19 protein-coding genes, 1 tRNA gene and 3 pseudogenes are annotated in these 25,251 nt (G+C 75.4%); 18 read left to right on the forward strand and 5 right to left on the reverse strand.

From position 1 onward, the window contains the following. Positions 1–61: 61 nt before the first annotated feature. Positions 62–886 (reverse strand): annotated as a pseudogene (gene fdhD, locus V1J52_RS01920) (formate dehydrogenase accessory sulfurtransferase FdhD); the annotation flags it as partial. Positions 887–1,011: 125 nt separating this feature from the next. Between fdhD and V1J52_RS01925 the strand changes: the two are divergent. The 17 genes and pseudogenes from V1J52_RS01925 to V1J52_RS02005 all read left to right on the forward strand — a co-directional run bounded on the left by V1J52_RS01925 (position 1,012) and on the right by V1J52_RS02005 (position 19,020). Beyond that, positions 1,012–1,512: a phosphatase domain-containing protein gene (locus V1J52_RS01925; protein WP_330137743.1), complete on the forward strand. Its 501-nt coding sequence runs from the start codon at positions 1,012–1,014 to the stop codon at positions 1,510–1,512. Between the two features lie 245 nt (positions 1,513–1,757). Further along, entirely contained in the window at positions 1,758–2,939 is a 1,182-nt protein-coding gene (locus V1J52_RS01930; RefSeq protein WP_443075707.1) for an ROK family transcriptional regulator, read from the forward strand. Positions 2,940–3,168: 229 nt separating this feature from the next. Further along, complete coding sequence (locus tag V1J52_RS01935; RefSeq protein WP_330137745.1) at positions 3,169–4,719, forward strand: sugar ABC transporter ATP-binding protein; 1,551 nt, start codon at positions 3,169–3,171, stop codon at positions 4,717–4,719. After that, positions 4,713–5,744, forward strand: coding sequence for an ABC transporter permease (locus V1J52_RS01940; RefSeq protein ID WP_443075681.1), 1,032 nt, complete (start codon positions 4,713–4,715; stop codon positions 5,742–5,744). Before V1J52_RS01935 ends, V1J52_RS01940 begins: the two co-directional genes overlap by 7 nt. 208 nt (positions 5,745–5,952) lie before the next feature. Then, on the forward strand, positions 5,953–7,011 hold the full coding sequence (locus V1J52_RS01945; RefSeq protein ID WP_330137746.1) for a substrate-binding domain-containing protein: 1,059 nt from the start codon (positions 5,953–5,955) through the stop codon (positions 7,009–7,011). Positions 7,012–7,040: 29 nt separating this feature from the next. Beyond that, on the forward strand, positions 7,041–8,204 hold the full coding sequence (locus V1J52_RS01950; protein WP_330137747.1) for a Gfo/Idh/MocA family protein: 1,164 nt from the start codon (positions 7,041–7,043) through the stop codon (positions 8,202–8,204). A 28-nt stretch (positions 8,205–8,232) separates the two neighbouring features. Next, positions 8,233–9,234: a sugar phosphate isomerase/epimerase family protein gene (locus V1J52_RS01955; RefSeq protein ID WP_330137748.1), complete on the forward strand. Its 1,002-nt coding sequence runs from the start codon at positions 8,233–8,235 to the stop codon at positions 9,232–9,234. Between the two features lie 272 nt (positions 9,235–9,506). Further along, positions 9,507–10,193 (forward strand): annotated as a pseudogene (locus V1J52_RS01960) (ThuA domain-containing protein); the annotation flags it as partial. 391 nt (positions 10,194–10,584) lie between these two features. Continuing rightward, on the forward strand, positions 10,585–11,748 hold the full coding sequence (locus V1J52_RS01965) for an inositol-3-phosphate synthase (protein ID WP_330137749.1): 1,164 nt from the start codon (positions 10,585–10,587) through the stop codon (positions 11,746–11,748). Next, positions 11,745–12,788, forward strand: coding sequence for an SCO3242 family prenyltransferase (locus V1J52_RS01970; protein ID WP_443075682.1), 1,044 nt, complete (start codon positions 11,745–11,747; stop codon positions 12,786–12,788). Before V1J52_RS01965 ends, V1J52_RS01970 begins: the two co-directional genes overlap by 4 nt. Further along, positions 12,785–13,717, forward strand: a complete 933-nt coding sequence (locus tag V1J52_RS01975) for a sugar phosphate isomerase/epimerase family protein (RefSeq protein ID WP_330137750.1) — start codon at positions 12,785–12,787, stop codon at positions 13,715–13,717. The genes V1J52_RS01970 and V1J52_RS01975 overlap by 4 nt, the downstream gene beginning before the upstream one ends. Beyond that, positions 13,711–14,298 (forward strand): EboA domain-containing protein, encoded by a 588-nt coding sequence (locus tag V1J52_RS01980; RefSeq protein WP_330137751.1) that lies wholly within the window; start codon positions 13,711–13,713, stop codon positions 14,296–14,298. Before V1J52_RS01975 ends, V1J52_RS01980 begins: the two co-directional genes overlap by 7 nt. Beyond that, positions 14,298–15,152 (forward strand): TatD family hydrolase, encoded by an 855-nt coding sequence (locus tag V1J52_RS01985; protein ID WP_330137752.1) that lies wholly within the window; start codon positions 14,298–14,300, stop codon positions 15,150–15,152. The genes V1J52_RS01980 and V1J52_RS01985 overlap by 1 nt, the downstream gene beginning before the upstream one ends. 2 nt (positions 15,153–15,154) lie before the next feature. Continuing rightward, positions 15,155–16,333: a metabolite traffic protein EboE gene (gene eboE / locus V1J52_RS01990; RefSeq protein WP_330137753.1), complete on the forward strand. Its 1,179-nt coding sequence runs from the start codon at positions 15,155–15,157 to the stop codon at positions 16,331–16,333. Next, positions 16,330–17,769, forward strand: coding sequence for an alkaline phosphatase family protein (locus V1J52_RS01995; protein ID WP_330137754.1), 1,440 nt, complete (start codon positions 16,330–16,332; stop codon positions 17,767–17,769). The genes eboE and V1J52_RS01995 overlap by 4 nt, the downstream gene beginning before the upstream one ends. Beyond that, positions 17,759–18,802 (forward strand): sugar phosphate isomerase/epimerase family protein, encoded by a 1,044-nt coding sequence (locus V1J52_RS02000; protein WP_330137755.1) that lies wholly within the window; start codon positions 17,759–17,761, stop codon positions 18,800–18,802. Before V1J52_RS01995 ends, V1J52_RS02000 begins: the two co-directional genes overlap by 11 nt. Before the next feature lie 130 nt (positions 18,803–18,932). After that, positions 18,933–19,020: transfer RNA gene (locus V1J52_RS02005), tRNA-Leu, on the forward strand. Positions 19,021–19,117: 97 nt separating this feature from the next. Here the strand turns inward: V1J52_RS02005 and V1J52_RS02010 are convergent. The 4 genes and pseudogenes from V1J52_RS02010 to V1J52_RS26095 form a co-directional block, all read right to left on the reverse strand. Beyond that, on the reverse strand, positions 19,118–20,563 hold the full coding sequence (locus V1J52_RS02010) for a family 43 glycosylhydrolase (RefSeq protein ID WP_330138098.1): 1,446 nt from the start codon (positions 20,561–20,563) through the stop codon (positions 19,118–19,120). Positions 20,564–21,205: 642 nt separating this feature from the next. Next, a complete protein-coding gene (locus V1J52_RS02015) occupies positions 21,206–22,678 on the reverse strand; it encodes a membrane-associated oxidoreductase (protein ID WP_330137756.1) in 1,473 nt (490 codons plus the stop codon). Beyond that, a complete protein-coding gene (locus V1J52_RS02020; protein ID WP_330137757.1) occupies positions 22,660–22,959 on the reverse strand; it encodes a 3-oxoacyl-[acyl-carrier-protein] synthase III C-terminal domain-containing protein in 300 nt (99 codons plus the stop codon). Before V1J52_RS02020 ends, V1J52_RS02015 begins: the two co-directional genes overlap by 19 nt. Positions 22,960–23,006: 47 nt before the next feature. Next, positions 23,007–23,615, reverse strand: a pseudogene (locus V1J52_RS26095) (hypothetical protein); the annotation flags it as partial. Between the two features lie 6 nt (positions 23,616–23,621). Here V1J52_RS26095 and V1J52_RS02025 point away from each other — a divergent pair. After that, on the forward strand, positions 23,622–25,229 hold the full coding sequence (locus V1J52_RS02025; protein WP_330137758.1) for an MFS transporter: 1,608 nt from the start codon (positions 23,622–23,624) through the stop codon (positions 25,227–25,229). Positions 25,230–25,251: the final 22 nt, after the last annotated feature.

A 25,251-nucleotide genomic window follows, 5' to 3' on the forward strand; every position in this document is an offset into this window, starting at 1 on the left:
CCGGTGCTGGTTCCGGCTGGGGGGCCGGGGGTGCTGGCCGGGAGGCCGGCTCCTGGTCTGGGAGGGCGACGCGGTCCTCGCCGGTGTAGACGTTCATCGAGGAGCCGCGCAGGAAGCCCACCAGCGTCAGCCCCGTCTCGGCGGCCAGCGCCACCGCGAGTGAGGACGGCGCGGAGACGGCCGCCAGCACCGGGATTCCGGCCATCACCGCCTTCTGCGCCAGCTCGAAGGAGGCCCGTCCCGACACCAGCAGCACCGCCCGGGACAGCGGCAGCCGCCCGTCCTGGAGGGCACGCCCGACGAGTTTGTCCACCGCGTTGTGCCGCCCCACGTCCTCGCGCACGTCCAGCAGCTCGCCGGCCGGGGAGAACAGGGCGGCGGCGTGCAGTCCGCCGGTGCGGTCGAAGACCCGCTGCGCCGCGCGCAGCCGGTCCGGGAGGATGGACAGCACGCCGGTGTCCACGCGTGGCGTGCCCGGCCCGGGCCGGGGGAACCGGGCGGTCGTGCGCACCGCGTCCAGGCTCGCCTTCCCGCACACTCCGCAGGAGGAGGTCGTGTAGACGTTCCGCGCGAGGTCCGCGGCCGGTGCGGGCACCCCGTCGGCCAGGCGCACGTCCACGACGTTGTAGGTGTTGGCGCCCTCGGCCGTCGCCCCGGCGCAGTACACGATGTTCGCCAGCTCGTCCGGCCCGGCGATGACGCCCTCGCTCGCCAGGAACCCGGCCGCCAGCGCGAAGTCGTCGCCCGGGGTGCGCATGGTGACGGCCAGCGGCGTGCCGTTCACCCGGATCTCCAGCGGCTCCTCGGCGGCCAGGGTGTCCGGACGCGCCGTCACGGCCCCGTCCCGCACGCGCAGGACGCGGCGTCGCTCGGTGACCCGTCCCATGAGCGGTCCTCGCTTTCCGTCGGTCGGTGGTGCCCCGGCCGGTGCCCTCCTGGGCCCCGCCCCGGCCGGGTGACGCCTGCCCGTGCCATTGTCCGGCACTCCCGGCCTCCTCGTAGGCTTCGCCCATGGGCACCGAGCAGCGGCCGATCGCCGTCTTCGACCTGGACGGCACCCTCAGCGACACCCGCCACCGGCTGCACCACCTGGCTCGCCGCCCGAAGGACTGGGGCGCCTTCTTCCGTACGGCTCCGCACGACCCGCCGCTGGCGGCCGGGGTCGAACTCGCCCTGCGCTGGGCGCGGGAGTGCGAGATCGGGTACGTCACCGGGCGTCCCGAGCGGTGCCGCGGCGACACGGAGCGGTGGCTGGCCGGGCACGGCCTCCCGGCGGGCGAGCTGTGGATGCGCGGCGGCGGTGACCGGCGTCCGGCGAAGGTGGCGAAGCTGGAGCTGCTGCGCCAGGTGGCCGCCACCCGGACGGTGGCCGTCGTCGTGGATGACGACGCGCAGGTCTGCGCGGCGTACCGCGCGGCGGGCTTCCCGGTCGTCGAGGCCGACTGGATGCCCGCCCCGGGCGCGGACCGGGAGACCCTCCACCACGCCCAGGAGGAGGAGGGCCGCACCTGACTCCCGCCGGGCGCCGAACCCGGCCGCGCCGAGGCTTTGTCCACTGTCAGGAAAAAGTGGCGTCGGTTACTGCACAAGTTCTTCCCAGCCCGGACGTCCGCTGCTACGTTCCCCGTGCAAGCCCGGCGCACCGCCCGCGTCCCAGCCGGCACGGGTGCCACCGCGCCGGGAGAACCGGTGCCGTTGACGGCCAGGACTGGGTTCCCCGTGCCGGTGGCCAGGGGAGGAGGGGCAGCGTGAGGCGGATGACGGCCAGGCCCGCGAACGCACACCAGGCGAGACTGCTGCGCCTGCTGCGGGACGGCGGGCCCAACTCCCGCGCCCAGCTCGGCGACCAGGTCGAGCTGTCCCGTTCCAAGCTGGCCGTGGAGATCGACCGGCTGCTGGAGACCGGGCTCGTCGTCGCGGACGGACTGGCCGCCTCCCGGGGCGGACGGCGCTCGCACAACGTGCGCCTGGCCCCCGGGCTGCGGTTCCTCAGCGTCGACATCGGCGCCACCTCCGTCGACGTCGCCGTCACCAACCCGGAACTGGAGATCCTCGGTCACCTCACCGAGCCGATGGACGTGCGGGAGGGACCGGTCGCGGTCTTCGAGCAGGTGCTCGCCCTCGCGGACAAGCTGAAGGACTCCGGCGTGGCCGAGGGCTTCGACGGCGCGGGCATCGGCGTCCCCGGGCCCGTGCGCTTCCCCGACGGCATCCCCGTGGCGCCGCCCATCATGCCCGGCTGGGACGGCTTCCCCGTGCGGGAGGCGCTCAGCCAGGACCTGGGCTGCCCCGTCATGGTGGACAACGACGTGAACCTCATGGCCATGGGGGAGCAGCACGCCGGAGTCGCCCGCTCGGTGCGGGACTTCATCTGCGTGAAGATCGGCACCGGCATCGGCTGCGGCATCGTCGTCGGCGGCGCCGTGCACCGCGGCGCGACCGGCAGCGCCGGGGACATCGGACACATCCAGGTGGTCCCCGGCGGACGGCAGTGCGCCTGCGGCAACCACGGCTGCCTGGAAGCCCACTTCAGCGGCTACGCCCTCGCCCGGGACGCCGAGTCGGCCGCGGTGGACGGCAGTTCCGCCGAACTGGCCGCCCGGCTCGCCGCGGCCGGACGGCTCGACGCCGCCGACGTGGCGGCGGCGGCCGCCGCGGGCGACCCCACCAGCCTCACCCTCATCCGGGACGGCGGAGCCCGCACCGGCCAGGTGATCGCCGGGCTGGTCAGCTTCTTCAACCCCGCACTCGTCGTCATCGGCGGCGGGGTGACCGGCCTCGGCCACACCCTGCTCGCCAGCATCCGCACCCAGGTCTACCGCCAGTCGCTCCCGCTGGCGACCGGCAACCTCCCCATCGTCCTCGGAGAACTCGGCCCCGCCGCAGGCGTCACCGGCGCGGCCCGCCTGATCAGCGACCACCTGTTCTCCCCGGCCTGACCGCACCACCCAACCCCCCGGCACCACCGACGCGGCACAAGCAACCCCGCAGGACCCGCACGACCCGCAGCACCCCGCACACCCCACGCCACGGCACCGCGGCACGCCGTGACGCGGGCCCGGCGCACCCACCCGCCGGACCGCTCCCCGCCGACACACCCGCACCCGTCCACCGCGCCCGGGCGATCAGCCCTGCCCGCACACGGCCGATGAGCCGAGGAGGCCAGCCATGGCTCCCGCGAACGACCCGCCACCGCACAGCCCGATCCTCACCATGGAGGGCATCACCAAGACCTTCCCCGGCGTCCGCGCCCTCGACGGCGTCGGCCTCGACGTCCTCCCCGGCGAGGTGCACTGCTTGCTCGGGCAGAACGGCGCCGGGAAGTCCACGCTCATCAAGGTGCTCGCCGGGGCCCACCAGCCGGACGCGGGCGAGATCACCTGGCGCGGCGAACGGATCACGCTCGCCTCGCCCAGCGCCGCCACGGCCCGCGGCATCGCCACCATCTACCAGGAACTCGACCTGGTGGAGCACCTGTCCGTCGCGGAAAACGTCCACCTCGGCCACGAACCCGCCACCGCGGGCGTCGTCCGCAGGTCCGAACTGCGCCGCCGGACCGCCGCGCTGCTCGAACGGCTCGGCCACCCCGAGATCGACCCGGGCCGCGTCGTCGGAACGCTGTCGGCCGCGGGACAGCAGATCGTCTCCATGGCCCGAGCGCTCTCCCGGGACGTGCGGCTCATCGTCATGGACGAGCCCTCCGCCGTCCTCGACCCCGACGAGGTCGGCAACCTCTTCCGCATCGTGGAGGACCTCACCGCCTCCGGTGTCGCCGTCGTCTACATCTCGCACCGGCTGGAGGAGATCCGGCGCATCGGCGACCGGGTGACCGTGCTCAAGGACGGCCGCACCGTCGCCCGCGGACTGCCCGCGGCCGGTACCCCCACCGACGAGGTCGTCGCCCTGATGACCGGCCGCGAGGTGGCCGCCGCCTTCCCCGAGCGCCCGGACCCCGGCACCGGGGACGGGTCCCCGTCCGCCGGGCCGCCGCTCCTGGAGGTGCGGGGCCTGGCCCGGACCGGCGAGTTCGAGCCGCTGGACCTGGCCGTGCGGCCCGGCGAGATCGTCGGCCTCGCGGGCCTGGTCGGCTCCGGCCGCTCGGAGATCCTGGAGACCGTGTACGGGGCGCGCCGCCCCACGGCGGGCCAGGTGTTCGTGGACGGACGGCCGCTGCGCCCCGGCAGCGTGCGGGCGGCGGTACGCGCCGGACTCGGACTCGCCCCCGAGGAGCGCAAGGCGCAGGGCCTGCTGCTGCTCGAATCCGTCACCCGCAACGTGACCGCCGCCAGCCTCGCGCGGTTCGCCCGCGCCGGCTGGCTGGACCGGAACGGGGAGCGGACGGCGGCGCAGGCCGCGATCCGCGACCTGTCCCTGCACCCCGACGACCCCGACCGGCCGGTGAACACCCTCTCCGGCGGCAACCAGCAGAAGGCCGTCCTGGCCCGCTGGCTGCTGCGCGGCTGCCGGGTGCTGCTGCTGGACGAGCCCACCCGCGGCGTCGACGTCGGCGCCCGCGCCGAGCTGTACGCGCTGATCCGCCGCCTGGCTGGCGAGGGGATGGCCGTCCTGCTCGTCTCCAGCGACCTGCCCGAGGTCCTCGGCCTCGCCGACCGCGTCCTCGTGCTGCGCGAGGGCCACGTCGTCCACACCGCCCCGGCCCGGGAGCTGACGGAGCACCGGGTACTCGACCTCGTCATGGAAGGTAGCCCGTCGTGCTGAACTCCCCGCCCTCCCTGCGGAAGGACGACCGGGCCCCGGCCGCGTCCGACGGCGCCGCCCCCGCCCGCGGCGGCCTGGCCGCCCTCGCCCGCGTCGCCGACCTGCGCAACCTCTCGCTGCTCGGCGTGCTGGCCGTCCTCGCCGTCGTGGGCGCGATCACCGTGCCCGACACGTTCCTCACCGGGGACAACCTCACGCTGATCCTCACCCAGGCGTCGGTCATCGGCGTCGTCACCGTCGGCATGACCTTCGTCATCATCGGCGGCGGCATCGACCTGTCCGTCGGCGCCATCGTGGCCCTCGCCTCGGTCTGGGCGACCACACTGGCCACCCAGGACTTCGGCTTCGGCGGCATCCTGATGTGCGCGCTCCTGGTCGGCCTCGGCTGCGGCCTGGTCAACGGCGTGCTCGTCGCCTACGGCCCGATGGTGCCCTTCATCGCCACCCTCGCCATGCTCGCCGCCGCCCGCGGCCTCGCCCTCCAGATCAGCGGCGGCATGACGCAGCGGGTGACCGTGGAGTCCGTGCTCGGCATCGGGGAGCGGGACGCCTACGTGCTGGGCATCCCGCCGCTGGTGCTGATCTTCGCGGCCGTCGCCGTCGTCGGCTGGCTGGTGCTCAACCGCACCACCTTCGGCCGCCGCACGGTCGCGGTCGGCGGCAACCCCGAGGCCGCCCGGCTCGCGGGCATCGCCGTGAACCGGCAGCGCCTGATGCTCTACCTGCTGTCCGGGCTGTGCTGCGGCATCGCGGCGTTCATGCTCATCGTCCTCACCGGCTCCGGCCAGAACACCAACGGCAACCTCTACGAGCTGGACGCCATCGCCGCCGCGATCATCGGGGGCACGCTGCTGAGCGGCGGCCGGGGCACGATCGTCGGCTCCATGCTGGGCGTCCTGATCTTCACCACGATCACCAACCTGTTCGCGCTCAACAACCTCCAGAGCGCCTCGCAGCAGATCGCCAAGGGGGCGATCATCGTGGCCGCCGTCCTGCTGCAACGCCGCTACAGCAGCCGCACCTAGACGCGCCCGGCCGGGCCGCGGGGGCGCGCCCCGCCCCCGCGGGCCACGGCCGTGCGCCCGCGCCGTCCGCAAGACGCCTCCCGTCTCCCCGCGGACCCGCGAGACCCGCCGGACCCGCGAGACCCGCGCACCGCCAGAACCACCAGAACAACCAGAACCCCCAGAGACCAGCAGAAACCGCCAGAAGCCCGGAAGAAGAGAGACCGCCATGAGCACTTCCGCCAGACCGTCCAAGCCCAGCCGCAGGGGACTGCTGTTCGGGACCGCCGCCGGCGCCGCAGGCGTCATGCTGGCCGGCTGCACCAGCAACGAGAACAACGAGAAGCCGGCCCAGCAGTCCGCCGCCGCGCAGGACGGCGACGAGAAGCCGGGCAAGGCCGTCACCATCGGTTTCGCCGGGCCGCAGGCCGACCACGGCTGGCTCAACGCCATCAACGAGCAGGCCAGGGCGCGCGCCGAGCAGTACGAGGACGTCACCCTGGACATCACCGAGGGCTCCAACGACCACGCCCAGCAGGTCGGCCAGATCCAGACGCTGATCAACAAGAAGGTCGACGTGCTGGTCATCCTGCCCGCCGACGGCAAGGCGCTGACCCAGGTCGGGCTGGAGGCGATGCGCTCCGGCATCCCCGTCGTCAACCTCGACCGCGTCTTCGACTCGCCGCAGGCGTACCGCTGCTGGATCGGCGGCGACAACTACGGCATGGGCCTCAACGCCGGACGGTTCATCGGCGAACGCCTCAAGGACAAGCAGGGCGCGAAGGTCGTGGAGCTGGCCGGGCTCGACAACCTGGAGCTGACCCAGGAGCGCACCCGCGGCTTCGACGACGCGCTCAAGAACTACCCCAACATCGAGAAGGTCGCCCGCCAGGCGGCGGAGTTCACCGTCGAGTCCGGGCAGGCCAAGATGGCCCAGCTCCTGCGCGCCCAGCCGCAGTTCGACGCCCTGTGGAACCACGACGACGACCAGGGCATCGGCGCGGAGCGGGCCATCGAGCAGGCCGGGCGGGACGAGTTCCTGATGGTCGGCGGCGCCGGCTCCCGGGCGGCCATGGACACCATCAAGGCCGACGGCTCCGTCCTGAAGGCCACCGTCCTCTACCCGCCGACGATGGCCGCCTCCGCCATCGACCTCGCGCGGGCACTCGGGCAGGGCAGGGGCATCAGCGGGCTCTCCGAGTTCGAGATCCCCGCCTCCCTCACCCTCTACTCGGCCGTCGTCACCAAGGACAACGTGGACGAGTACCTGCCCACCGGCTTCAACTGACGCACCCCACCGACCTCGGGAGACCACCGATGCCCCACGACACCACCGCGCCGCCCCTCGGCGTGGGCATGGTCGGCTACGCCTTCATGGGCGCCGCCCACTCCCAGGGCTGGCGCACCGCGGGCCGCGTCTTCGACCTGCCCCGGAGCCCGGTCATGGCCGCCGTGTGCGGACGCGACCCCGACGCCGTACGGTCCGCGGCCGACCGGCTCGGCTGGGCGGCCGCGGAGACCGACTGGCGCGCGCTCATCGCCCGCGACGACGTGCACCTGGTCGACATCTGCACCCCCGGCGACAGCCACGCCGAGATCGCCATCGCCGCCCTGGCGGCCGGAAAGCACGTGCTGTGCGAGAAGCCGCTCGCCAACTCCGTGGCCGAGGCCGAGGCCATGGCGGCGGCGGCCGAGTCGGCGCACGCCCGCGGGCAGGTGGCGATGGTCGGGTTCAACTACCGGCGCGTGCCCGCGCTGGCCCTGGCCCGGCGCCTGGTCGCCGAGGGGCGTCTGGGAGACCTGCGCCACCTGCGGCTGACCTACCTCCAGGACTGGACGGTCGACCCCTCCTTCCCGCTGACCTGGCGCATGCGCCGCGAGCACGCCGGGTCCGGCGCGCTCGGGGACCTCGGCGCCCACGTCGTCGACCTCGCGCAGTACCTGGCGGGGGAGTGGGTGACGGGCGTCTCGGGGCAGCTGGAGACGTTCGTGCGGCAGCGGCCGCTGCCCGGGGACGCCACGCGGATGGGCGAGGTCACCGTGGACGACGCGGCCCTGTTCACCGGGCGGCTGGCCTCCGGCGCGCTGGCCAGCTTCGAGGTGAGCCGGGTCGCGGCGGGCCGCAAGAACGCGCTGCGCGTCGAGCTGAACGGCGAGCGCGGCTCGCTGGCCTTCGACCTGGAGCGGCTGAACGAACTCGAGTACCACGACCACACCGAGCCCGCCTCGCTCGCCGGGTTCCGCCGCGTCCTGGTCACCGAGGAGGACCACCCCTACCTCTCCGCGTGGTGGCCGCCCGGCCACGGCCTGGGCTACGAGCACACCTTCGTGCACCAGGTCCGCGACCTCGTGCACGCCGTCGCCGACGGCGCCCGGCCCGACCCGTCCTTCGCCGACGGGCTCCAGGTGCAGCGCGTGCTCGCCGCCGTCGAGGAGAGCGCCGCGAAGAACAGCGTCCACACCCCCGTCCTGGCACAGTAGCGACCACCGGAGCGACAAAGGACAGCACATGCCGCGATCCTTCACACTCTTCACCGGCCAGTGGGCGGACCTGCCGCTGGAGGAGGTCTGCCGACTCGCCCGCGACTTCGGCTACGACGGCCTCGAACTGGCCTGCTGGGGCGACCACTTCGAGGTCGACCGGGCCCTGGCGGAGCCCGGCTACCTCGCCGGGCGCCACCAGCTGCTCGACAGGTACGGCCTGAAGTGCTGGGCCATCTCCAACCACCTCGTCGGGCAGGCGGTGTGCGACGCCATCATCGACGAACGCCACCGCGCCATCCTGCCCGGCCGGATCTGGGCCGACGGCGACCCCGAGGGCGTGCGGCGCAGGGCCGCCGCCGAGATGGCCGACACGGCACGGGCCGCGGCCGCCTTCGGGGTGCGCACCGTCGTCGGGTTCACCGGCTCGGCGATCTGGCACCTGGTCGCCATGTTCCCGCCCGTGCCCGAGGCCATGATCGAGCGGGGCTACACGGACTTCGCCGAGCGCTGGAACCCGGTGCTGGACGTCTACGACGCCGAGGGCGTCCGCTTCGCCCACGAGGTCCACCCGGGCGAGATCGCCTACGACTACTGGACGACGCAGCGGGCGCTCGCGGCCGTGGACCACCGGCCCGCCTTCGGGCTCAACTTCGACCCGAGCCACTTCGTGTGGCAGGACCTGGACCCGGCCGGTTTCCTCTACGACTTCCGGGACCGGATCTACCACGTGGACTGCAAGGAGGCCCGCACCCGGCTGGACGGCCGCAACGGACGGCTCGGCTCGCACCTGCCGTGGGGCGATCCCCGGCGCGGCTGGGACTTCGTCTCGGCGGGCCACGGCGGCGTCCAGTGGGAGGACGTCTTCCGGATGCTCCACTCGATCGGCTACGGCGGGCCGGTGTCGGTCGAGTGGGAGGACGCCGGGATGGACCGGCTCTCCGGCGCCCCCGAGGCCCTGGCCCGGCTGCGTGCCTACGACTACGAGCCGCCCACCGCGTCCTTCGACGCCGCCTTCGGCAACGGCTGAGCGCCGGGTCCGCGGGCGGCCGGCGCCGCGCGGACGGACCGGCCCGGCGGGGAGCTGGAACCCGCCGGGCCGGTCCGCCGCGCGCCCGCCGGCCAGGCACCCGGCTTTGTCCTGCTGGAGGATGAAGCGAACTTCTGTCCCGTCAAAGGTCTTTTCCCACCCGGACGCGCCCGGTTACCGTCGGGTGGACGGACCGCCCCCACCCCCACCCGTTCCGGCGCGACGGCACGCGCCCGAGTGAACCGTTCCCCCACAGGAGATCTCGCGTGCACAGGACGATCCTGGTGTTCTCCAAGACGGCCGGATACCGGCACGACTCCATCCCCGACGGCGTGGCCGCGCTGCGGGAACTCGGCGCGGAAAACGGCTTCGCCGTGGACGCCACCGAGGACGCCGCCGCCTTCGCCCCCGGCACGCTGCGCGGGTACGACGCCGTCGTCTTCCTCTCCACCAGCGGCAGCGTGCTGGACGCCGGGCAGCAGCAGGCGTTCGAACGGTACGTCGCCGGCGGCGGCGGGTACGTCGGCATCCACTCGGCGTCCGACACCGAGTACGACTGGCCGTTCTACGGCGGACTCGTCGGCGCCTGGTTCTCCTCACACCCGGAGATCCAGCGGGCGACGGTCCGGGTGACCGACCGGGACCACCCGGCCACCGCGCACCTGGACGAGGTCTGGGAGCGCCGGGACGAGTGGTACTGCTTCCAGACCAGCCCGCGCGAGCGGGTCCGGGTGCTGGCCACGCTGGACGAGTCCACCTACCGCGGCGGCACCATGGGCGAGGACCACCCCTTCGCCTGGTGCCACGAGTACGCCGGCGGGCGGTCCTTCTACACCGCGGGCGGCCACACCGCCGAGTCCTACACCGAGGACGCCTTCCGGCGCCACCTGCTGGGCGGCATCCAGTACGCCACCGGCGCGGTGCCGGCCACGGGCCGCTCCGCCCCCGGCGGCCACTGATCTCCGCCCCGGCGGCCACCGGCCCGGCCGGCCGGGCGGGCGGCCCGCTCCCGCCCGCCCGGGCACGGCGGTGCCCGGCCGCCGCACCGCACCGCGCGCCCCGGCCGGCACCGTCCCCGCGCAGCCGTCCCCGCACCGCCGTTCCGCGGCGTCCGCCCCAGTCGTCCGCCCGTGGCCCGAGGGGGGCCGCGGCCGGGCCACGGTGACGGGGAGGAGAACGCCGACTCCTCCCCGTCACCCCTTCCGCCAGCCCCCTTCCCGCACCACGCCGCACCACCAGCACCGCGCACACCGCCACGCACCATCCGCACCAGCCGCGCCGCCGCACCACATGCACCACATGCACCGTTCGTTCCTCGCATCCGCGCAGCACCGCCCCCGGGAGTTAAGCGTGAGCAGCACCGAACGCACCGTCCCCGACCGCCCCGGCGATCCCGCCGCGTCCCCTCCGCGCACCGGCGTGTGGCTCGTGGGCGCCCGCGGCTCGGTGGCCACCACCGCCGTCGCGGGCTGTGCCGCACTGGCCGCGGGTCTGCACCGGCCGACCGGGATGGTCACCGAGACGGAACTGTTCGCCGACTGCCCGCTGCCCCCGCTGGACGGCCTCGTCTTCGGCGGCCACGACACGTCCTGCACCCCGTTGCCCAAACGCGCCGAGGACCTCGTCAGCGGCGGCGTCCTGCCGCACGGCCTGCCCGCCGCCGTGCACGCCGAACTCGCCGCCGCCGACGCCGAGGTACGCCCCGGCGCGGGCCCGGGGGACCCGCGCGACGACGCCGGGCGCGTCGCCGCGCTGGCCGCCGACCTCACGGACTTCACCACTCGCCTGGGCCTGGCCCGCACCGTCGTCGTCAACGTCGCCAGCACCGAGGCCGCGCCGCCCGCCGACGACCCGGGCGCTCCGCTGCCCGCCAGCAGCGTCTACGCCGCTGCGGCCCTGGAGGCGGGCTGCTCCTACGTCAACTTCACGCCGTCCGCCGGACTGCGCCACCCCCGGCTGCGCGCCGCCGCGGACGCCGCCCGCGTCCCCTACGCCGGACGCGACGGCAAGACGGGCCAGACCCTCCTGCGCTCCGTGCTGGCCCCGATGTTCGCCCGCCGCGCGCTGGACGTGCGCGCCTGGTCGGGCACCAACCTGCTCGGCGGCGGCGACGGCGCCGCCCTCGCCGACCCGGCCGCCGCCCGCGCCAAGAACGCGGGCAAGGAACGGGTGCTCGCCGAGACCCTGGACACCGTCCCCGAGGGGCGGGTGCACATCGACGACGTGCCCGCGCTCGGTGAGTGGAAGACCGCCTGGGACCACATCGCCTTCGACGGCTTCCTCGGCTCGCGCATGGTGCTCCAGACCACCTGGCAGGGCTGCGACTCCGCCCTCGCGGCCCCGCTCGTCCTGGACCTGGCGCGGCTGCTGGCCCGGTGCCACGAGGAAGGACTCACCGGCCCGGTGGACGGGCTCGGGTTCTACTTCAAGGACCCCGACAGCGGACCGGCCGACCTGGCGGGCCAGTGGCAGGCGCTCGGCCGCCTGGCCGCCGTGCTCGCGGGGCGCGCGTGAACCCCCGGGAGGGCACGGCGCCCGGCGCCGCCCCGCACCCCGTGCCCGGCGGGCGGACCGCCGCCTGGCTGGAACTGCTGCGCGTCTCCGCGCTGTGCAGCGTGCCGGGCGACGCGCTCGCCGGGGCGGCGGCCACCGGACGCGCGCCGAACCGGGGCACGCTGCTGGCGGCCGGGGCGTCGCTGTGCCTGTACGAGGCGGGCATGGCGCTCAACGACTGGGCCGACCGCGACAGGGACGCCGTCGAACGCCCGCACCGCCCGCTGCCCTCGGGCCGGGTCAGCCCCCGGGCCGCCCTGGGCACCGCCTGCGCGCTGACCGCCGCGGGCCTCGGCCTCGCCGCCGCGGCCGGACGCCCCCCGCTGCTGTGCGCCACCGCGCTGGCCGGTGCCGTGTGGGCCTACGACCTGCGGCTGAAGGACAGCTGGGCCGGACCCGTCGCCATGGGCACCGCCCGCGCACTCGACCTCTGCCTCGGCGCCACCGCGACCGGCCGCCGGGCGCCGGCCACGGGGGCTTTGGCACCGGGCGCCCCGGCGGCCGGCGCGGGACCGCGCGGCGCGCTGGCGCCGGCCGGACTGCTGGGCCTGCACACGGTCGCGGTGACCGTGGTCTCCCGGCACGAGGCCACCGGCGGGCCCGCCACCGCGCCCCTCGCCGCGCTGGCCGCCACCGCCGCCGTCACCGCTGCGGCGGCCCGCCCCGCCGTCCGCGCCGTGCGCCGCGTCCCGCCCGGCCGCGTCCCGGCGGACACGGGCGGCACGGCCCCCCGCACCGCCTCCCGGGCGGTCGCCGCCGTGGGCGCCGCCTGCGCCGCCGCGTACGCCACCGGATGCGCCCGTCCCTACGGCCACGCCGCACTCAACCCCTCGGCGCCGCTGCTCCAGCGGGCCACCGGCGCGGGCGTGCGGGCCATGATCCCCCTCCAGGCCGCACTCGCCGCCCGCACCGGCGCCCCCTGGGCGGGCGCCGCCGCGCCGCTGCTGCTCGCGCTGGGCCGGGGCGCCCGCGCTCTCTCCCGGAAGGTCAGCCCGACATGACCGCACTGCGCTTCGCCTACGGCACCAACGGACTCACCGACCTGCGGCTGGAGGACGCCCTCGCCCTCCTCGCCGACCTCGGCTACGACGGCGTCGGCCTGACCCTCGACCACATGCACCTGGACCCGCGCGCCCCCGACCTGCCGCAGCGCACCGCCCGCGCCGCCCGCGCCCTGGACCGGCACGGCCTCACCGCCACCGTGGAAACCGGCGCCCGCTACGTCCTGGACGCCCGCCGCAAACACCACCCGAGCCTGCTGGACGCCGACACCGACGCCCGCACCGCGCGCGTCGGCCTCCTCCTCACCGCCGTCCGCACCGCCGCCGAGCTGGGCGCGCACGCCGTGCACTGCTTCAGCGGCCCGCTGCCGCCCGGCACCGCGCCCGACGACGGCTGGCAGCGGCTGGCCACCGCCCTCGCCCCCGTCGTGCAGGCCGCCGACGCCGCGGGCGTGCCGCTGGCCGTCGAGCCCGAACCCGGCCACCTGCTGGAGGACCTCGCCGGATTCCACCGGCTGCGCCGGCTGCTCGGCCAGCCGCCCGCGCTCGGACTCACCCTCGACATCGGCCACTGCCAGTGCCTGGAACCCGAACCGCCCGCCGCGTGCGTACGGGCCGCCGCGCCCTGGCTGCGGCACGTCCAGATCGAGGACATGCGGCGCGGCGTCCACGAACACCTCCCCCTCGGCGCCGGGGAGATCGACTTCCCCCCGGTGCTCGCCGCGCTCGCCGCCGCGCACTACGACGGGCTCGTCACCGTCGAACTGCCGCGCCACTCGCACGCGGGGCCGGACCTGGCCGCCCAGTCCCTGCCGTTCCTGCGCCGCGCGCTCGCCGACGCGGCCCCGGCCCCGGGGCCCGGCGCCCCCGCCCCGGCCACCGCAGGCGGGCCCGCCGCCGGACCGGCCCCGAAGGAGGCGCCGTGCTGACCGGCGAACCGCCGCACCCCGGGCTCACCCCCGAGGCCCGCGCCTGGCTCGACGAGGCACTCGCCGCCGCCGCGGCCGACCCGGCCGGCGTCGCCGCCCCCTTCGCCGCCGCCGCCCGCCGCTGCGGACGCGCCCACGCGAAGGCCGTACGTGTCGCCCTGCTGCACGCCGCCCGCGCGGACGCCGCCACCCTGACCGGCCTCTACCAGCACGGCACCACCGCCGAACGCCTCGCCGTGCTCGACGCGCTGCCCGGTCTGCCGCTGGGGGACAGCGCGCTACCGCTCGTCGAGGACGCCCTGCGCGCGAACGACACCCGGCTGATCGCCGCCGCCGTCGGCCCCTACGCCGCGCGGCACCTCCCCGCCCCGGCCTGGCGGCAGGCCGTGCTCAAGTGCCTGTTCACCCAGGTGCCCCTGACCCGGGTGCACCGGCTGGCCGAGCGCGCCCGCGGCGACGCCGAACTCGCCCGCATGCTCCGCGACTACGCCCGGGAACGCGCCGCCGCCGGGCGCGCCGTGCCCGAAGACCTCCAGCCCGCCCTGGACCTGGCCACCGCCCCCGAAGCCGAGGAGTCGTGATGCGCATCTTCGACCCGCACATCCACATGACCTCCCGCACCACCGACGACTACGCCGCCATGCACGCCGCCGGGGTGCGGGCCGTCGTCGAACCCTCCTTCTGGCTCGGCCAGCCCCGCACCGCACCCGCCTCCTTCTACGACTACTTCGACTCCCTCCTGGGCTGGGAACCCTTCCGCGCAGCCCAGCACGGCATCTCCCACCACTGCACCATCGCCCTCAACCCCAAGGAGGCCAACGACCCCCGCTGCACCCCCGTCCTGGACGCCCTGCCGCGCTACCTCGACAAGGACGGCGTCGTCGCCGTCGGCGAGATCGGCTACGACTCCATGACCCCGGCCGAGGACAAGGCCCTCGCCGCCCAGCTCCAGCTCGCCGCCGACCACCGGCTGCCCGCTCTCGTCCACACCCCGCACCGCGACAAGGCCGCCGGGCTGCGCCGCACCCTCGACGTCCTGCGCGAGTCCGCGCTGCCGCCCGAATGGGTGCTCCTGGACCACCTCAACGAGACCACCGTGGACGCCGCCACCGACAGCGGCTGCTGGCGCGGCTTCTCCATCTACCCCGACACCAAGATGGACGAGCACCGCATGGTCGCCCTCCTGCGCTCCCACGGCCTGGAACGGGTCCTGGTCAACTCCGCCGCCGACTGGGGCCGCAGCGACCCGCTCACCGTGCGCCGCGTCGGGGACGCCATGCTGGGCGCGGGCTTCGGCGAGGACGACGTCGAACAGGTGCTGTGGCGCAACCCCGTCGCCTTCTACGGCCTCAGCGGCCGTCTGGACCCCACCCCGCCCGGCGCCCCGGACACGCCCGCCTACGAGGGCAACTCGCTGCTGCGCGGCGGGGAATAGCCATGCGCTTCCAGCACCCCGACGGCTCCACCGTCCACCTCGCCTACTGCACCAACGTGCACCCCGCCGAGACCCTGGACGGTGTCCTCGCCCAGCTGCGCGCGTACGCCGAACCCGTCCGCCGGCGGCTGTCCCGCGACCGCCTCGGCATCGGACTGTGGCTCGCCCGCGACGCCGTCCGCGCCCTCACCGCCGACCCCGCCGCCCCGGGCCGCCTCCGCGCCGCCCTGGACGCCTGCGGCCTGGAGACCGTCACCCTCAACGGCTTCCCCTACCAGGGCTTCGGCGCCGACCGCGTCAAGTACCGCGTCTACCGGCCCGACTGGACCGAACGCGCCCGGCTCGACCACACCGCCGAACTGGCCGGCCTGCTCGCCGCGCTGCTGCCCGGCGACGTCACCGAGGGCACCGTCTCCACGCTCCCGCTCGCCTGGCGCACCGGCTTCGACGACGCCGCCCGCGCCCGCGCGCTCACCCACCTCACCGAACTGGCCGGCACCCTCGACGCGCTCCAGGACCGCACCGGACGGTCCGTGCGCGTCGCCCTGGAACCCGAGCCGGGCTGCACCGTGGAGACCACCGGCCAGGCCGCCGCCGCCCTCACCGCCCCGGGCGCGCCGCCCGCCCACCGCGTCGGCGTCTGCCTGGACACCTGCCACCTCGCCACCGCCTTCGAGGACCCGGACACCGCACTCGACGGGCTCGTCCGCGCCCGGGTGCCCGTCGTCAAGGCCCAGCTCTCCGCCGCCCTGCACGCCCACGACCCGGCCGACCCGGCCGTACGGGAGGCGCTCGGTGCCTTCGCCGAACCCCGCTTCCTGCACCAGACCCGCGCCCGCACCCCCGGCGGCGTCACCGGCACCGACGACCTGGACGAAGCCCTCGCCGGACCCGGACTGCCCACCGGCGGCCCCTGGCGCGTCCACCTGCACGTCCCGCTGCACGCCGCGCTCCAGCCGCCGCTCACCTCCACCGCGGAGGTGCTCCGCGCGGCCCTCGCCCGCCTCGTCGGCGGCCCCGCGCCGCTCACCCGGCACCTGGAGGTGGAGACCTACACCTGGCAGGCCCTGCCGCCCGCCCTGCGCCCGACGACCGCCGGTGAACTCGCCGACGGCATCGCCGCCGAACTCGCCCTCGCCCGCGACCTCCTGCTCGACCTCGGCCTCAAGGAGCTGCCGTGACCGCGCGGCCCGACCCCCTGCTCGTCCTGGACGTCGTGGGCCTCACCCCGCGCCTGCTGGCCCACATGCCGAACCTGGCCGCCCTCGCCGCCTCCGGCTCCCGCGCCCCGCTGCGCACCGTCCTGCCCGCCGTCACCTGCACCGTCCAGTCCACCCTGCTGACCGGCGCGCCACCGGCGGAACACGGCGTCGTCGGCAACGGCTGGTACTTCCGCGACCTGGGCGAGGTGCTGCTGTGGCGCCAGCACAACGCGCTGGTCGGCGGCGAGAAGCTCTGGGACGCCGCCCGCGCCCGGCACCCCGGCTACACCGTCGCCAACGTCTGCTGGTGGTACGCGATGGGCGCGGACACCGACTGGACGGTCACCCCGCGCCCCGTCTACTACTCCGACGGCCGCAAGGAACCCGACTGCTACACCCGCCCCGCCGCCCTGCACGGCGAACTCACCGCCGCCCTGGGCACCTTCCCCCTCTTCTCCTACTGGGGCCCCACCGCCGGAATCGCCTCCTCACGCTGGATCATCGACGCCACCCGGCACCTGCTGCGCACCCGGGACCCCGACCTGACCCTGGCCTACGTCCCCCACCTGGACTACGACCTCCAGCGCCACGGACCCGACGACCCCCGCGCGCACGCCGCCGCCGCCCGGCTCGACGCCGCCCTCGCCCCGCTCCTCGCGCAGGCCCGGGCCGCGGGCCGCACCACCGTCGTCCTGTCCGAGTACGGCATCACCCGCGCCACCCGGCCGGTGGACGTCAACCGCGCCCTGCGCCGCGCCGGACTGCTGGAGGTCCACACCCAGGCGGGCATGGAGTACCTGGACCCGACCGCCTCCCGCGCCTTCGCCGTCGCCGACCACCAGATCGCCCACGTCTACGTCCGCGACCGCGCCGACCTCCCCGCCACCCGCGCCGCCCTGAACGGCCTCCCCGGGCTCGCCGCCCTGCTGGACGAGGACGGCAAACGCGCGCACGGACTGGACCACCCCCGCTCCGGGGAACTGGTGGCCCTGGCCGAACCGGACGCGTGGTTCACGTACTACTACTGGCTCGACGACGCCCGCGCCCCCGACTTCGCCCGGTCCGTCGAGATCCACCGCAAGCCCGGCTACGACCCCGCCGAACTGTTCCTCGACCCGCTCGACCCGTACGTGAGGGTCCGGGCGGGCACCGCGCTGGCCCGCAAGAAACTCGGCCTGCGCTACCGCATGTCCGTCGTACCGCTCGACCCCGCCCCCGTACGCGGCAGCCACGGCCTGCTGCCCGCCACCGAGGACGACGGCCCCCTGCTGCTGTGCTCCCGCCCCGGCGTCCTGCCCGCAGCCGTCCCCGCCGCCGGCGTCAAAGCCCTGCTGCTCGACCTCGCCCTCGGCGCGGCGGACGGCCCCGGCGGCCCCCGCGACCCCGACGACCAGGAGAGCCCCCATGCCCCGTGACACCGAAGCCCTGCACCACGCCCTCAGCCGCCGCGGCCTGCTCGGCGTCGCCGCGGGCACGACGGCCGCCGCCCTGCTGACCGCCGCGTCGCCTGCCCCAGCCGCGCCCGGGGACGCCACACCCGGCGCCGCCGCGTCCCGCGGCCGGGGCCGCCCCGTCGTACCGCGCGGCCGGCTCGGCATCCAGCTCTACACGATCCGCGACCAGATAGCCGAGCTGGGCTTCGCCCGCGTCTTCGAGCAGCTCCGCCGCCACGGCTACGCGGAGGTGGAGTTCGCCGGCTACACCCAGGGCACCGGCGCCATCACCCTGCGCGAACTGCGCCGCCTCCTGCGCGACAACGGCCTGCGCGGCATCGGCAGCCACGTCGCCTACCACTCCGACCCCTACTCCTTCGCTACCCAGCCCGAGCGCGTCGTGGACGACGCCGCCGCTCTCGGCCTGCCCTACGTCGGCACCCCGTGGGGTCCCGGCCGCTACGGCAACACCGTGGACGCCTGGAAGCGCGCCGCCGAGGAGTTCAACACCTACGGCGCCGCCGCCCGCGCCCGCGGCCTGCGGTTCTACCAGCACAACCACGCCGAGGAGTTCGCCTTCGCCGAGGACCGCCCCGACGTGCGGCTCTACGACGTCCTGCTCGCCGAGACCGACCCCGACCTGGTGGACCTGGAACTCGACATCTACTGGGCCTACGTCGCCCAGCACCGCTTCAGCACCCGCCCCGACGGCACGCCGGCGCCGTTCGACCCCCTCGACTACGTCCTGGCCGCCCCCGGGCGCTTCCCCCTGTTCCACGTCAAGGACGGTGAGCACGAGGAGGCCGCCCGCGACGGCTACGTCATGACCGACGTCGGCGACGGCGACCTCGACTACCGGCGCTTCGTCTCCGCCGTCGCCCACCGCCCGCACGGCCGCCGCCACCACTGGCTCGTCGAACGCGACGACGCGCCCGACCCCGCCGCGAACCCGGCCGGATCCCTGTCCACCGCCCGCCGCTCCGCCGCCCACCTCACCCGCCTGCGCACCTGCTGACCACGGACCACCACGCACGGTGACCACCGTTTCCCCGCCCGCCACCCGCCCGCAACCGGGGTGAGAGCCACCCGGAATCCTTGGTATCGTTGTCCGTGTCGCCGCGGCCCAGGGCCGCGCAGCACACCGGGTCCGGGTGGCGGAATGGCAGACGCGCTAGCTTGAGGTGCTAGTGCCCTTTATCGGGCGTGGGGGTTCAAGTCCCCCCTCGGACACCAGAAAAAACCCCAGCTGAGCTGGGGTTTTTCTGTTCCTCCGGCCGTGCCGTGACCCACCGCGTGGCCAGCAGCGGACAAGGCCGGGGGACGGGGTGCCCTACTCGCCGGACGGTGCGGTGAGCGTGACGCCGTTCCTCACCGGGGTGCCGAAGTCGGGCGTGCCGTCGGCGTTCCAGGTGAACTTCTGGGCGCGGGTGGAGCGGTTCATGTCGCAGCCACCGCTCGCCGAGTCGTTGGCGTGGTAGACGATCCAGTCCTCGGTGCCGTCGGGCGACGTGAAGAAGCCGTTGTGCCCCGGGGCGAAGACGCCGTTGGCGTCACTGCGCTGGAACACCGGGGCCGGGGACTTGGCCCAGTGGTCCCGGTTGAGTGGATCGCTGCCGGTGAGGGTGAGCAGGCCCAGCTTGTAGTCCGGGCCCCAGCAGGCGCTCGCCGAGTAGACGATCATCGTCCTGCCGTTGTGGTAGAGCGGCTCGGCACCCTCGTTGACGGCGCCGGACTGCTGCTCCCACGGCAGCGTCGGTGAGCTGATCGTCCGCCGTGCGCCGCTGATGGTCCAGGGATTGCTCAGCGGGGTGATGGACAGGCTCTGGGTGCCGTCGACGATGCTGCCCAGCAGGTACAGCCGTCCGCCCGCCTTCAGGATGCTGGCGTCGATCTCCCAGGTGTTCCCCAGGTCCGCCTTGAAGTGGTACGGGCCCATCGGGTCGGTGCCCGCGCTCTCCAGCACGTGCAGCCGCTGGGTGGGGTTGTAGTCGGGAACGTTCTGCCCGGACGTGTAGTACAGGTACCAGCGCGGTCCGTTGGGCCCGTCGAGGAGGTGGAACTCCGGCGCCCACATGTTGCAGCAGCCGTTCGGCCTGCCGGACAGGTCGAAGACCACGGTGTCGGGTGCGGTCGACAGGCCCGACAGGGTGGTCGAGCGGCGCATGGTGACCGTGGAGTTCCACGTGGTCGTGGCCAGGTAGTAGGAGCCGTCGTGGTATTGCAGCCACGGGTCCGGGCCGTTGCGCTTGACCGGGTTGGTGTACGTGCCGACGGCGCCGGAGCCGAGTTCCACCAGCCGCCACTGCTGGTTGGTTCCGCCGGTGTCCGGCCACTGGATGATCCGGCCCCCGTCGGCGGTGGAGAAGTCCAGCACGTCGAGGGCCTTGCCGCTGTTGCGGTTGATCAGCCGCACGTGGCCGCCGTCGGAGTCGGCCAGGCGGAACTGCTGGCTGGCCCGGTTCTGGTCGGTCCACTGCACCAGGCCCGCCCGGTCCGCGGTCGAGCCGCCCTCGATGTCGAGGACCTTGCCGCTGTGCCGGGACCTGAGCCGGTACCAGCCGCCGCCGGAGTCGACGAACTGCCACTGCTGCCAGGCGCCGTCGTTGCGCGCCCACTGGACGATCCGGGCCCCGTCCGCGGTGGCGAAGTCGTACAGGTCCATGGCCTTGCCGCTGTGCCGGTTGACCAGCACGTAGGAGGCGCCCGGGTCCACCACCGCGGCCGAGGCTGCCGGGGGGAGGGCGGCGCTGGTCACGCCGAGCAGGAGGGCCGTCATGGCGATGACGAAGCGCAGGCTCCGGCGGCGCGGGCGCGGCAGCGCACGCGGTCGCCTACCGGCTGACACGGCGGTCTCCTTCCCGGCTGTGCGGCTGGACGAGCAGGCCGCAGTGCGGGGAGGCCGGGTGCGGTGGCCGTGGGCGGGCGGAGCGGGTGCGTCGCGTCGGGTTGCCGGTCATGTGGCTCTCCTTCGTCGCGGTCCTGGCACCCCGGTGCGGGGAGGGCCCGGGATGGCGTTCTCGCCCTCGCCGCCGTCGTGGCGGCGGGAACGGCAGGCCGGCGGTACGGCGCTCCTGACGCTCCGCCCCCCCCGGGCGGGCCGGCGTGAACCGGCGTGTGGGGGTGCTCCGCCGCCCGGAGTGAGCGGGCGGAGCCGAGGGCGGGCCAGGAACGCTGTCGTTCGATATTTCGAATACATTGCGGCCTGTCGAACGGAAAGTAGGGGCGTCGCAATGAGGCGTCAATGCCTCGTGCACGACGCTTCGCGCCGCCGCCCGCACCGGGCGCACCGGGCGCCTCCGGCGGCCGAGGGGAGGGCCCGTTCGGTCCACCCGTCCCGCACGGCCGCCTTCACTTCTTCCGCTTCAGCGGGCGAAGCCGGGAGAAACCCCCGCCAGCGTGCGCCGGGGCCGCCCCCGTGTCACTGGCGGCTGAGGCTGCGGGTGATGCCCGCGGCGATCGTCGTGGCCAGCACCCAGCCGAGGATGACGAGCGCGTAGGCCAGCCACTGGAGGGCCCCGCCGGAGGTGAAGGCCCGCTCCTGGCCGAAGTCGACGATGGGCAGCAGCAGGTCGAGCGTGTAGAAGACCGGGCTGAACTCCGGGGCCTCGGCGGGCTTGAGCGGACGCGGCGGGCGCACCACGTACGCGGTGGTGCCGACCAGCAGCAGCGACAGCAGCCACAGCGCCGCCCGCACCGGGCGGTAGCCGTAGCCGACGGTGACGTCCTGCACGACGCCCCACACCCGCGCGTACCGGGGCAGCAGCGCGCGGTGGCGGCGCTGCTTGGCGAGCTGGACGGTACGGGCGGCGGCGTCGTCGCCCGCCCGCCGGTACGCGGCGGTCAGCTGCTCGTAGGCGAAGGGCACGTAGCCGTCCCCGTCCCGCCGCAGCACCTCCAGACGGCGCTCGGCCGGAATGTGCGGGGCGAGCGTGGTGTAGGTGAGACCGTCCAGCCGGACGGTCTCCGGCCAGACCCCGGGCGGCGCGTGCAGCCGGTCCAGCTGGGACCGGCGCAGGTTGACCGCGCCCCGCACCACGGCGCCGTCCTTCAGCCACAGCTCACCGACGGTGCAGCTGCTCGCCCGCAGCGCCGTGCCGCCGGGACAGGTCAGCCGCGCGCTGGTGAGGATCAGCTGTCCCGGTATCTGGGAACCGCGCACGTTCAGCCGCCCCTCGGCACGCAGCCGCATGGCGTGCAGGTCGGCGCCCACGGTGAGGCGTTCGGCCTGGAGCGCGGTCCCGCCAGGCCCGGACAGCTCGGCGTCGCTCAGGAACACCGAACCGCCGATCACGGCCCCGGTCAGCCGCACCTGCCCGCGCACCCGCAGCCGGGCGGCCCGCAGGTCGTCCGTGATCTCCGCCTGATTGAGCTTCACCAGCGGCTCCCCGGGGACGTCGGCCTCCGACGGCCGGACCTCCGCCCCGTCCAGCACGACCGCCCCGCCCACCCGCGCTCCGCTCAGCCGGACGGCGCCGGTGAAGCGGCAGTCGTTCAGCCGCAGGGTGCCGTCGAGGCGCAGGGCCGCCGCGGACAGGCCCGGCAGCACCGAGCCCTGCAGGCTCAGCAAGGGCATCCGGCAGCTGTACAGCTCCGGGACCCGCTCGAAGAAGCAGCCGCGCAGCCGCACGGGGATGTCCAGTTCCGCGTACTTCAGGTTCAGCGAACCGGTGACACGGGCGCCGAACACGTTCACCGACGCGATCTCCCCGTCCTCCCGGTCGTCCCGGAGCAGCAGCGCCCGCAGCACCGCCGCCCGTACCGTGCGCTCCGCGCCCCACACCCGGCCCGCGGCGGGGTCCTCGCCCGGCGCACCGCGGAAGTCCACGGTCTCTCCCCGGGGGTAGGCCCGCCACACCCGCCGCTCCGCCTCGGTCAGCTCATGCGTCTCCACCGCGCCGACCCTGGCCCGTCACCTGACCGTGCGTCAAGGACGGTTTTTCCTCCGGTGCCTGGAGCGGACGCCGAGGTGTTGCCCACGGTGGCGATGTTGGACAGCAGCCGCTCCGGGGGCAGTTCCAGGCGCTGGGCGGGGGCGGCCGAGATGCGGGCGTTGGCCTGGTGGGCCGCGACGTGGTCCGCCGCCGCCACGTCCCACCCGGCGAGGCCGCAGGCCCGGCGGCAGGAGGCGGCCGTGCGGCGTACCGCGTGCCGGTAGGTCTCCCGCCCGTCCATTTGGAGGTAGCGGGCGTCCGCCGCTCCGCGAGGGAGCCGTCGCGGCCCAGGTCGAACGGCCCGAGCGCACCCGGCTCGTCCGCGCGGCCCGCGCGCAGCACGGCGGCGGCCCCGTCGCCGAAGACCGGCGCGGTGACGGGGTCGTACGGGTCGGTGAGAGTGCTCACCGTGTCCGCGCCGATCACCAGGGCCCGCTCGCACACGCCGGTGCCCAGCCAGCCCGCGGCCACGGCGAGGGCGTGGACGAAACCGCTGCACGCCGCGTGCACGTCGATGGCCGGTACCGGACCGCACCCCAGGCGCGCGGCGACGACCGGGGCCGTCGCGGGCATGAGGTGGTCCGGGGTGACCGTGGCGACGAGCACGGCCCCCACCGGGCCGGGGCTTCCCGCCAGCGCCCGCCGCCCGCGCCGACCGCCAGGTCGCCGGTCGAGGACCCGGCGCGCACCGTGCGGCGCGGGATACCGGAGGGTCCGCGCCAGCACCGCGCTCGTAGCGCACCTCCCGCGCGCGGGAGCGCAGCGCCCCGGACAAGCCCGTTCCCGGAGCACGCGGGCGCCCGCCCCACCCGCCGCGGTGTCGTCGGCGGCCGGACGGGACGCCGTGGGGTGGTGGGGGCTGGTGGGGTGGCTGGGGCGGGGGGTGGGCGGGATCATGGGGGGATGGGCGGAGAGCGGACCGGTGGCGGGCAGCCGCGTGCGGCGGGGCTGCGGCTGTCGGAGCGGCGGGGCAAATGGGTGCTGTTCACCACCGTGCTCGGCTCCGGGATGGCGCTGCTGGACGGCACCGTGGTGAACGTCGCGCTGCCGCACATCGGTGAGGACCTCGGCGCCGGCCTCGCCGGGTTGCAGTGGACCGTCAACGCCTACCTGCTCACCCTCGCCGGGCTGATCCTGCTCGGCGGGGCGCTCGGGGACCGCTACGGACGGCGGCGGGTGTTCACGGCCGGTGTGGTGTGGTTCGCGCTCGCGTCCGTGCTCTGCGGCCTGGCACCGGACGCAGGGGTGCTGGTCGCCGCGCGGGCCCTCCAGGGCGTCGGCGGTGCGCTGCTGACGCCGGGGTCGCTGGCACTGCTCCAGTCGACGTTCCACCCCGACGACCGGGCGCGGGCGGTGGGCGCCTGGTCGGGGCTGGGCGGGGTGGCCGCCGCGGTCGGACCGTTCGTCGGGGGCTGGCTGGTGGACGGGCCGGGGTGGCGCTGGGTCTTCCTCATCAACGCGCCCCTCGCGCTGGTGTGCCTGGTCGCCGCGCGCCGCCACGTGCCCGAGACGCGCGACACGGCCGCCTCAGGCCGGTTCGACGTCGCCGGGGCGGCCCTGGCCGCGTTCGCGCTCGGCGGCGTCACGTACGCGCTCATCGCCGCGCCGGAGCAGGGCTTGTCGGCGGTGGTGGCCGGTTCGGCGGCCGGGGGAGTGGTGCTGGGCGCCGCCTTCGTCCGGCTGGAGCGGAGGCTGGCGGCGCCGATGGTGCCCCCGGCCGTCTTCAGGTCACGGCAGTTCACGGCCGTCAACGCCGTCACGCTGTGCGTGTACGCGGCGTTCGGCGGGTTCTTCTTCCTGTCGGTCGTACAGCTCCAGGTCGTCGTGGGCTACTCGGCGCTCCAGGCCGGTGTCGCCCTGCTGCCGACCACACTGCTCATGCTCCTGCTGTCGTCCCGCTCCGGGGCGCTGGGGCAGCGCATCGGGCCGCGACTGCCGCTGACGGCCGGGCCGCTGCTGTGCGCGGGCGGGATGCTGCTGTTCACCCGCGCGGGCCCCGGCGCCTCCTACCCCTTTGACGTGCTGCCCGGGCTGGCCGTGCTCGGCACGGGCATGGTGCTGCTGGTCGCGCCGCTGACGGCGACGGTGCTGGCGTCCGTGGACGTGTCCCGGGCCGGGCTGGCGAGCGGCGTCAACAACGCGGTCGCGCGGGCGGCCGGCCTGGTGGCCGTGGCGGCCCTGCCGCTGCTCGCGGGCATGGGACCGGACGCCTACCGCAACCCCGCCGCCTTCGACGCCTCCTTCGGGCGCGCGATGACCTGGTGCGCGGCGGTGCTGGCCGTCGGGGCCGTCGTCGCGTGGCTGAGCGTGCGGGGCGACGTCCTGGAGTCCGGCGGGGAAGCGGAGGGCGGGGGAGCGGAGAAGCCCGGGGAGGCTGACGGGGCCGCGGCGGGCGGGGGCGGCGGGGCGCCGGAGGGACCGCGGCCGTGCGGGCCGCGGTGCCGCACGCACTGCGCCGTCAGCGCACCGCCGCTCGACCCGGGGGACGCCGCCGCGCCGGAGCAGGGGTGAGCCGTCCGGACGCGGGTACCCG

Source organism: Streptomyces solitudinis (genome assembly GCF_036323765.1).
Taxonomy (GTDB): Bacteria; Actinomycetota; Actinomycetes; order Streptomycetales; family Streptomycetaceae; genus Streptomyces.

What these genes read in the sequence shown, in the direction of transcription:
- V1J52_RS01930 (WP_443075707.1), top strand. Translation starts at nt 1,758, where the DNA reads ATGACGGCCAGGCCCGCGAACGCACACCAGGCGAGACTGCTGCGCCTG.
- V1J52_RS01950 (WP_330137747.1), top strand. Translation starts at nt 7,041, where the DNA reads ATGCCCCACGACACCACCGCGCCGCCCCTCGGCGTGGGCATGGTCGGC.
- V1J52_RS01935 (WP_330137745.1), top strand. Translation starts at nt 3,169, where the DNA reads ATGGCTCCCGCGAACGACCCGCCACCGCACAGCCCGATCCTCACCATG.
- V1J52_RS02010 (WP_330138098.1), bottom strand. Translation starts at nt 20,563, where the DNA reads ATGACGGCCCTCCTGCTCGGCGTGACCAGCGCCGCCCTCCCCCCGGCA.
- V1J52_RS01955 (WP_330137748.1), top strand. Translation starts at nt 8,233, where the DNA reads ATGCCGCGATCCTTCACACTCTTCACCGGCCAGTGGGCGGACCTGCCG.
- V1J52_RS01975 (WP_330137750.1), top strand. Translation starts at nt 12,785, where the DNA reads ATGACCGCACTGCGCTTCGCCTACGGCACCAACGGACTCACCGACCTG.
- V1J52_RS02000 (WP_330137755.1), top strand. Translation starts at nt 17,759, where the DNA reads ATGCCCCGTGACACCGAAGCCCTGCACCACGCCCTCAGCCGCCGCGGC.
- V1J52_RS01985 (WP_330137752.1), top strand. Translation starts at nt 14,298, where the DNA reads ATGCGCATCTTCGACCCGCACATCCACATGACCTCCCGCACCACCGAC.
- V1J52_RS02020 (WP_330137757.1), bottom strand. Translation starts at nt 22,959, where the DNA reads ATGGACGGGCGGGAGACCTACCGGCACGCGGTACGCCGCACGGCCGCC.
- V1J52_RS02025 (WP_330137758.1), top strand. Translation starts at nt 23,622, where the DNA reads ATGGGCGGAGAGCGGACCGGTGGCGGGCAGCCGCGTGCGGCGGGGCTG.
- eboE (WP_330137753.1), top strand. Translation starts at nt 15,155, where the DNA reads ATGCGCTTCCAGCACCCCGACGGCTCCACCGTCCACCTCGCCTACTGC.
- V1J52_RS01925 (WP_330137743.1), top strand. Translation starts at nt 1,012, where the DNA reads ATGGGCACCGAGCAGCGGCCGATCGCCGTCTTCGACCTGGACGGCACC.
- V1J52_RS01945 (WP_330137746.1), top strand. Translation starts at nt 5,953, where the DNA reads ATGAGCACTTCCGCCAGACCGTCCAAGCCCAGCCGCAGGGGACTGCTG.